Source organism: Kamptonema sp. PCC 6506 (assembly GCF_000180455.1).
GTDB lineage: Bacteria > Cyanobacteriota > Cyanobacteriia > Cyanobacteriales > Microcoleaceae > Kamptonema > Kamptonema formosum.
In genome coordinates, this window is sequence record NZ_CACA01000294.1 from 1 (window position 1) to 8777 (window position 8777).

At 43.3% G+C, this 8777-nt stretch carries 10 protein-coding genes; 8 read left to right on the forward strand and 2 right to left on the reverse strand.

The window, feature by feature from the left end:
* From OSCI_RS16915 to OSCI_RS16945, 8 genes are all read left to right on the forward strand, one after another.
* Positions 1-661 (forward strand): formylglycine-generating enzyme family protein (locus OSCI_RS16915; protein ID WP_039962467.1); only part of this gene is annotated, 661 nt, incomplete at its 5' end.
* A gap of 219 nt (positions 662-880) precedes the next feature.
* A complete protein-coding gene (locus OSCI_RS32450; RefSeq protein ID WP_071592500.1) occupies positions 881-1060 on the forward strand; it encodes a DUF6888 family protein in 180 nt (59 codons plus the stop codon).
* Positions 1057-1275: a DUF6887 family protein gene (locus tag OSCI_RS16920; protein WP_007356264.1), complete on the forward strand. Its 219-nt coding sequence runs from the start codon at positions 1057-1059 to the stop codon at positions 1273-1275. Before OSCI_RS32450 ends, OSCI_RS16920 begins: the two co-directional genes overlap by 4 nt.
* Positions 1276-1320: 45 nt before the next feature.
* Positions 1321-1785 carry a hypothetical protein gene (locus tag OSCI_RS16925; protein ID WP_007356265.1) on the forward strand — a complete coding sequence of 155 codons (465 nt, stop codon included), beginning with the start codon at positions 1321-1323 and terminating at the stop codon, positions 1783-1785.
* Positions 1772-2152 (forward strand): HEPN domain-containing protein, encoded by a 381-nt coding sequence (locus tag OSCI_RS16930; RefSeq protein ID WP_007356266.1) that lies wholly within the window; start codon positions 1772-1774, stop codon positions 2150-2152. Before OSCI_RS16925 ends, OSCI_RS16930 begins: the two co-directional genes overlap by 14 nt.
* A 187-nt stretch (positions 2153-2339) precedes the next feature.
* Positions 2340-4205 carry an SLBB domain-containing protein gene (locus OSCI_RS16935; protein WP_324603627.1) on the forward strand — a complete coding sequence of 622 codons (1866 nt, stop codon included), beginning with the start codon at positions 2340-2342 and terminating at the stop codon, positions 4203-4205.
* 259 nt (positions 4206-4464) lie between these two features.
* On the forward strand, positions 4465-4722 hold the full coding sequence (locus OSCI_RS16940; RefSeq protein ID WP_007356268.1) for a 2TM domain-containing protein: 258 nt from the start codon (positions 4465-4467) through the stop codon (positions 4720-4722).
* A 125-nt stretch (positions 4723-4847) separates the two neighbouring features.
* The gene (locus OSCI_RS16945) at positions 4848-5156 is read left to right on the forward strand and encodes a DUF3181 family protein (protein WP_007356269.1); all 309 of its coding nucleotides are present in this window, start codon (positions 4848-4850) and stop codon (positions 5154-5156) included.
* A 360-nt stretch (positions 5157-5516) separates the two neighbouring features.
* Here the strand turns inward: OSCI_RS16945 and murJ are convergent, their stop codons facing one another.
* Complete coding sequence (gene murJ / locus OSCI_RS16950) at positions 5517-7133, reverse strand: murein biosynthesis integral membrane protein MurJ (protein ID WP_007356270.1); 1617 nt, start codon at positions 7131-7133, stop codon at positions 5517-5519.
* A gap of 70 nt (positions 7134-7203) precedes the next feature.
* Positions 7204-8562, reverse strand: a complete 1359-nt coding sequence (locus tag OSCI_RS16955; RefSeq protein WP_007356271.1) for a TIGR03279 family radical SAM protein — start codon at positions 8560-8562, stop codon at positions 7204-7206.
* Positions 8563-8777 lie beyond the last annotated feature (215 nt).

Consider the following 8777-nt stretch of genomic DNA (forward strand, 5'->3'; position numbering starts at 1 on the left):
TACTGTTGCCCCTTTTTTTATGGGTAAATATGCAGTCACTCAAGAACAATGGGAAGCCGTGATGGGAAATAACCCTTCTAACTTCAAAGGCGCGAAACGTCCTGTAGAATTAGTAACCTGGTATGACGCTGTGGCATTCTGCCAAAAACTTTCTCAAAAAACCGGCAAGAAATATCGTTTACCCTCAGAAGCAGAATGGGAATATGCTTGTCGCGCCGGCACCTCAACACCATTCTATTTTGGCGAAACAATTACCCCAGAATTAGTTAATTATGATGGCAATTATCCCTACGGTGCAGCATCGAAGGGGGTTTACCGCAAAGAAATGACACCTGTAGGGAGTTTTCCACCCAACGCCTTTGGATTGTACGATATGCACGGCAACGTCTGGGAATGGTGTGCAGACCCTTGGCATAATAACTATCAAGGTGCGCCGCAAGATGGGAGAGAGTGGGACGAAAAGAATAATGATAATCGTTATCAAGACTATGATTTATTAGTCAATATTATGAATGATAACCGAACCCGGCTGCTGCGCGGTGGTTCTTGGCTCAGCTATGCTGACCCTTGCCGCGCTGCTTTTCGTCTCTTTAACTCGCTGGACTATCGCCTCTACTACATCGGTTTTCGGGTTGTTTGTTCGGGTGCGTGGTCTTCTTAGCCCTTGACACTTTTGCCCTTTTGTGCTATGCACTTCTTACTCTTTACACTTGGGAGGTCGCCTCTGGCGACTCGATTTATTTTTAGGAATTCAATGGTTGAGGTTGGCAATATTTTTCTTCTAGGGGAAATAAATTAGATTCAAAAGACTCTGCTACCCACTAATAAACGCGCAAGATGCTAAACTCGGATAGTGAAGTGATGTTGAGGAGTTCAGATTATTACACCCACACCTGAACAAAAAAATCAGTGCTATGTATTGTGCTGTTGGTTCACTAAGCTTTACTTGCCTATCAACGTTGTTCGTATGGATGAACGCACAGGGAATATATTTTTCCTGGCAGGTGAAGAAAATATCATAGAAATATACCCTAACGGACGATGGAGATACATCGGATGAATAAGCCTAATTTTCAAGCAATGAGTCAGAAAGAATTGCATGATTACTTTATCGCCCATCGGGATGATGAGGAAGCTTTTCATGCCTATGTAGACAAGCTACATCAGGAAGGCAATTGGATTGAAATGCCGGCCTTAGAATCATTGCAAGATTTGGAAAAATATCCTGAATTTACCGAGCGTTTTCGCGGCGGTTCTCAATCAGTTGCACCATGACTAATCCTTGAGTTAAACTAACTTTAAACGATAATAGAGGTACAAATGAATAACCTATTAGCAGAAACTTTTACCACTGTTTCTCAACTACCAGAAGCAGAACAAAATGCCATAGCATCCTTAATCTTACAAAAGATATCAGAACCCAGAGTCGCGCCTTTTCTCATTTCCGAATCAGACATTGAATCCCTGGAAAAATCATACATCTTCCGAGACAAAACAGAAGTTATAGAATTTATTAAAAAATATCCCTTTTTGCTTCCCGTTGTGCTGGAAGCGCCCGCTGAGATTCGCTCTTATTTTCCCGAACAAAAACTATTACTTCAAGTCATCAATGACCCCGAAATTCCTAACTATATTCATCTGCTTCTCTCAATCATCTTAACTGACCTCGATCCCGATGAAGCAATGGAGAGAGAAGACGAATTGCGTAAAAATTGGTCTAGGGGATTGTCCCACGAAGTCCGGAAGCATTTTTATACTATTTTGGAATACAATGATGAGTTTTGATTGGTCGCAATACCTGACTTTAGCAAAAGAACTAGCTGGTGAAGCAACTATTCCTGCTGAAGGGGAGGCGCGATTAAGGGATGCTATCAGTCGTTCGTATTATGCCGCTTTCATCTTAGCGCGGAACTATTTGCGAGATAAACAAGGTCATTCATTGCCAAAAACAAGCGACATTCACCACTATATTTGGCAAGAATTTGATATTAATCCTGACTCAAGATATCAACTAATTGCTGATAATTTAAAAGTGCTTCGCCGATATCGAAATCAAGCAGATTATGCCGATAAATTTCCCCTATTATCTGCGATCGCCCGGATCGCCATCAAGCGCTCTCAAGAAATCCTTTTTAACCTGAGCAATCTCTAAGTATCAAAAAACAGAATGCAAATCATCCTAGAAGTCCCGGAAATTTTTGAGTTAAACAGGACTTATGCACCCAACCAAAGAAACCGGGTTTTTTGACGAAAATACTTCGCTGCTACCCACAGATGCTCTCAAAAACCCGTTTCTGGGGCTCCCTGCGTAAGTCCTATTAAACTAAGCTTAAATAGGGATGAAAAAATCACTCCGAAAACTGGTAGGCGATCGTCAGGGGATAAATATGAGCAGAAATCATCATTTTCTCAGCAATAACAAGGGGCTGAAATACACAAGTCAAATAGTTAAAAGTCTTAGCTTGTCAAGCTTGCTGACGATGAGTAGCATCTTACCCAGCTTAGCTCAGTTACCGGGAACTAGGACTCCAGCGCCCAATCCCAGACGGTTCGCACCCTTGCCAGTGACTCCGCCACCGCGATCGCAGCAAATACCGAGTAACGATTTAGGCACGCGATCGCCAGAACAGGGTTACACTCTAGGAGCAGGCGATCGCATCAGTTTAGACATCATCGGTGTCCCCGAATTTAGCAAAGAATATCAAATTCTCGTCGATGGAACCCTCAACTTACCGCTAATTCGCAGCGTTTACGTACAAGGACTCACCCAGCAACAGGCCGCCGATGCGATCGCCAAACTCTACGACCCCTACATCACCGCCCCCATCGTCACCCTCACACTGATTCTACCTCGCCCCCTGACAATTGGCATCGCCGGAGAAGTCAGCCGCCCCGGTTCCTACAAAATCAGCGCCAGCAGAGAAGGCGAAGCAGTCAAATTTCCCACCTTAATCGAAATGTTGCAATTAGCAAAAGGCGTTACCCCCGGAGGAGATTTGCGGTTAATTCAAGTGCGCCGCCGCCAAAGAAGCGGCCCCGAACAAGTAATTAACGTCAACCTACAAGAATTTTTACAGACAGGAGATTTACGCCAAGATATCACCTTGCGAGACGGAGATACAATTTTCGTTCCGAGTGCAACAGAAGTTAACAGTCAAGAAGTCCGCCAAAGAGCAAATGCTAATTTTTCTGCCGATATCACTCAACCTATTAGCGTCGTCATCGTCGGCGAAGTGAATCGCCCCGGCCCTTATACAGTATTTGCCTCAGATTTGCGATCGAGTAACCAGCAAACCGAACTAGGTTTTGTCGCGATCGATCAGCAACAGGGTACTTTAGTGGGTTTACCAACAGTAACTAGGGCAATTAAAATTGCTGGCGGTATTACTTTAGAAGCCGATCTTCGCCGAGTACAAGTACGCCGCCGCCTCAAAACAGGCAACGAACAAATTATTAGTGTCAATCTCTGGGATCTGTTACAAACAGGGGACATTAGCCAAGACGTACTATTGCAAGAAGGAGACAGTATTATTGTCCCAACTGCGGAAAATGTAGATATAGCCGAAATTTCCCAAATCGCTGCTACCAGTTTTTCTCCTAATTCAATTCGGATCAATGTTGTTGGGGAAGTTCTCAGACCCGGAACAGTGGAAGTTACGCCTAATACTTCCCTACATCAGGCATTGCTAGCTACAGGTAGTTTTAACCAAGTCCGCGCTCAAAAAAAGACTGTGGAACTATTGCGTTTGAACCCCAACGGTACTGTTACTCGTCGCTCGATTGACGTTGATTTTTCCCAAGGTTTGAATGCAGAAAACAACCCCAGCCTTCGCAACAATGATGTTATTATTGTTCCTCGTTCTGGCTTAACTAGGTTAGCAGATAATGTCAATCAAATCTTACAGCCAGTGTCAGGAGTTGTGGGCGTTATTAGTGGAGTGACTGGATGGTTTACTGGGGTAGAGACAACTATTAATACTTTTCAAAGGTTATTTTTAGGCGGAGACTTCGATCGGCGCAATCAGCTTAGGCAAATTCGGCAACAGGAGGAAGATCGACGGCGAACAGAAGAAGAAAGACAACGGCAGAATGATATTCAGAATCAGCAACTTGAGCTTCAAAGACAGATTCAGCAGCAACAACTCGATCTCCAGAGGCAACAGTTGGAGCAACAGCAACAGCAGCAACAGCAACAGAATCAGTAAATTTATTACTGACTACTTGTTTTTCAATAATTTAATTTTCACGATCGAGTAGATTGCGGTAAATTTTGTGATATACTATTGCTTTAATCTGTGATCGAGATTTGGTTAAATGTAACGAATCGTAACTGGAATTGCCAGCGATCGCATTAATTCCCTGTCTTGGGAGGGAGACAATGTTGAAAAAGCTCCAACTAATATTAAAATAGATAACTAGCAAATTCCCTATCAGGGATTCAAAACTGTTCAGGAATTGAAAGTTATGCCCCCTCGTTGGCCCCGCAAACCAGACCGCCAAGATCCCGACTACCGCCGTTTAGATGACCGGATGAATTTTGCCATCCATTTTGCTCTGTTTGCTGCTGCCAATTCTAGCTTGTGGTTTTTCCACAATTTGCAGAAAGCTGAGTGGCCTTGGGCAACTTGGGTGACGCTAGGATGGACAGGGTTTATATTCGCACATGGAGTTTATGTGTTTGCGATCGCCAATTATTCCCTCCCCAGTCAAAAGCCAGAATAATCTCAATAAGACTTACGTAAACTGTGCGTAACTCCCGATCGAATATTAAGTAGCCAGAAAGAACAATTAAAACCCAATTCTTCCTTCTTCCTTCTTCCTTCTTCCTTCTTCCTTCTTCCTTAAATATGGCTAATACTAACACCACCCAAAAAATAGAATCCCTCGCCGCCGAAATTGGCGATAATATCTATATCGATGTAGCGAAGTGGCATTTGTATCTAAAAGATGCCCACTTGCATACAGTTGTTGCCGAACAACTTTATCCGCTCCTAACAAATCGTAATTTAGATACAGACAGAGTAGCCGCAGTTCTCCAAGGCATTCCTGTTAAATTGGGCGGGGGTAAACGAGAGATGTCTTTAGGAGATTTAGTACCGATGCAGTGCCAGGTGCAGCTAATGGATATCCTAGAGGAATTTCAGCGGCAAATGTGATGAAAACATTAAATTAAGAACTCAGGATTCAGTTAAGTCCCCTTTATTATTCGGCGGTTGAAACCGCAACTACACAAACGAAGTCCGCCTACGCGGACTAAGAAATAAGAGGATATTGAATTTAAATTTGGTATGACTTCTGAATTCTAAATTTAAATCATGTCCGCTCAAATACCCTTTATTCTTTAGTCCGCGTAGGCGGACTTCGTTTATTTAGCCGCGATTTCAATCGCCTTTTCAATCGCTTTATTGTCATTGCGAGCAAGCTTGGCTCGCAATGACGGATTATTACTAATAAAGGGGATGAATAACCCGGATTGGGTATCAATTGCCAGATATTTTTACTCCTAAATTCCAAATTCATCTCCCAAATCGCTGCCGCAACCTATCAACAAACATATCAACTTCCGGCAACTTCATCTGAGTAACAAAAATGGCAAAAACTCCCAACCCTGCAAAACTAGCAACGCTCAATTCTACTAACTGAATTAACAATCCCTCAGTACCTAAAAGTCTTTGACATCCTTGCAAAGTAGCCAAAGCCACTAAACCCGTTAGAGAACTCCCAGCAGTTAAGCCCATAAATGGCAAAATCCACTCCCGCCAAGGCAACCCATTTAGCTTAGAATTTAACAGCCATAAAAGCATGACCATCGAAATAATATTTACTCCCACTGTTGCCAAGACTAAGCCAGGGGTACCAAAATATTTTACTAAGAAATAATCCAATAACGCATTCAGCACAATATTCAAAATGCTGATCCGAAAAGGCGTTTCTCCATCTCCCAAAGCATAAAATACTCTAACAACTACATCGCGCCCCAAATAAACAAACATTCCAATGGCGTAAGCCATCAATACGGGGGCTACAAACTGCGAAGCTGACTGTTTGAAAGCAACGCGCTCGTAAACAACCCGCACAATTGGCAGCGCCAGCGTTACCATTAAGGCGCTTAACGGTAACATCGTAATGCCAGTGAGAATTAATGCTTGGCGAATTCGCTGTTTTAACTCATGCCAATTATTCGGATCTGCCAGCCGGGAAAATATCGGCAAAAAAGGTACTAAAATTACATTAGAAATAATCCCCAAAGGAGTCATTACTAATAACCCTGCATAGCCCATTGCAGCAGCGGCTTGGGGAATATAAGAGGCAAAAAATAAGTCAGTATAGACATTAATTTGCAACATTCCTGACGATAAAGTTGCAGGAATCATCACTTTCATTACATCCTGCACTCCTGGCTGCTGAAATTCAAAGCGCAAACGCAATGTTCCCAAACCAGATCGCCATTGGGCAAATACTTGGATTAACCACTGCATTGCTGCACCAGCTAGGGTTCCCCAAGCTAATACTAAGCCGCCAGCTAAGGCATATTTGGGCTGAGTAATTTTGTCTCCTACTTGCATAGCGAAAAAGGCGAGGCCGCCAATGACTGCAACGCTGGAAAATAAGGGACTAATTGATGGCAACCAATACATATCAGCGGCGTTAAGAGTGCCGAAACCAATGCCAATTAATCCAGCAAGTAAGGCCATTGGTGCCATAATTCGGAATTGTTGGATCGCGATCGCTCTTATTTCTAAACCTTCTGCTGTTCTCGTCAATCCCGGCGCGACTAAATCTATCAGGGGATCGGCAAAAATAATCAAACCAACGGTCACAAAAAGCAGGATGCCGCCGATTAAAGTGGCGATCGTTTCTACTAGGGGGGCCGCTTCTGACTTGCCACGCTTGGCTAAAGCGCTGACAATGGCGCTATGAAATGGCCCGTTGATGCCGCCTAGTAAAATGAACAAAAAGCCGGGGATGACATAAGCGTAGTTGTAGGCATCGACAGCGGTACCTACGCCGAAAGCGGCCGCGATCGCCTGTTGGCGAACTAACCCAAAGACTTTGCTGATCAGAGTGGCGATCGCCACAATTCCAGCGATCCCCGCTAGAGAACGTTTTGGTTTTTGCAATGATTCAGACACGAAAAGTTACAAACACTGATAGAATAGTTCGCTTAGTCTCATCGCGAATCTGAAAAAGCATAACAAACCCCTAACCGCCAAGGCGGTTGCTATGATCTGCCCGAGTGGCAGTCAGGATCAGGTTTTCAACTCCCATGACTGGAAAAATGCACGTTTTTAGCTTTTGGGCTACTTCCTCAAGGGTCATATCGTCTAAAAACAGGCTATCTCCCTGTTTGAGCATGACCGATGGTAGCAGAATGCCATCCCCGAAGTCCCGCCCCTGCAAACCTGCGAGCAAGTCTTGACCGGTCAGCAACCCTGTAACGGCGATCGCGACTCCCCAATAACCGCTTTCTAAAGCTACCATATTAACTTCCAGCCCTTCAATTTGGTTTAGCCGCTGCACTATCGGCTCAAAAGCTTTTTCTACAGCATTGCCAACTACCCAAGTCCATTTTCGCGGCGGATTTATTTTCTGTGGTGGTAATTTCTTGATGGCTTCTTCAAATTCTTGGATAAATTGACGAATAGAACCGACACCATTGCCTATTTGCGGATAATCTTCGTAATCAGCAGCAGAGGGCAATTCTTCACCTGCGATTAAAAACCATTCATCGGCTAACCAAATACAATTTGCTCCCGTTTCTTGTCGCAGTTTAGCTTGTAAAGATTGTACTTGTTTGATTACTTCTTGCGCTTTTTGGGCTACCACTGGCACAAGTTCATCCTCTCCGGGTCGCCATCGGGTTAAACCAACTGGAACTACTGCCACAGATGCAACCGCAGGAATATTACCTTGATGAAATTTAGCTAAATCTAACAGAGTGCGTTCTAAATGTTCGCCATCATTAATTCCGGGACAGACAACAACTTGGGCGTGAATTTGCAAACGCCGCTCTTCAAACCATTTAATTTGCTCTAAAATTTTACCAGCCCGGAAATTTTTTAATAGGCGAATTCGCACTTCGGGCTCAGTTGCATGAACGGAAATATAAAGGGGAGATAGTCGCATTTGTTCGATCCTATCCCATTCTTTTTGAGTTAAATTAGTTAGGGTAAGATAACTGCCATAAAGGAAACTGAGGCGATAGTCATCATCTTTAAGATATAGAGTTTCGCGTTTGCCCGGTGGTTGTTGGTCAATGAAGCAAAAAGGGCAGCGGTTATTACACTGAATTAATCCGTCAAAAAGGGCGGTTTCAAATTCTAAGCCTAAGTCTTCGTCACAGTCTTTTTCGATTTCTAGGTTGTGGCTTTTACCTTTAATATCTAATACTTCCAGTTCTAGAAATTCGTCGGCTACGAGGTATTGGTAGTCAATTAAATCGCGAGGTTTTTGACCGTTGATAGATACTATCGAGTCTCCAGGTTCAAATCCGATCTCGGCGGCGATAGAATCGGGAATAACTTTAGTGATTAGCGCGGGGCGGATTGATAATTCGCTCATGGTTATCTTCTGTTATTAAAATTATGTCTATTCAACTATTGTAACTCAGTCATTATTTTTATACCATTTCTCCCAAATCATCTAGCAGTAGCAATCTTTTGGTTAATTGTATGTAGCAAAAATAACTATGCGGATTGTAGCAATACTTTTAGAGAAATGGTATATTTCCCATCTTACTACCACTTCTCCAAATTATTGACAAGTAGAAGGAACAA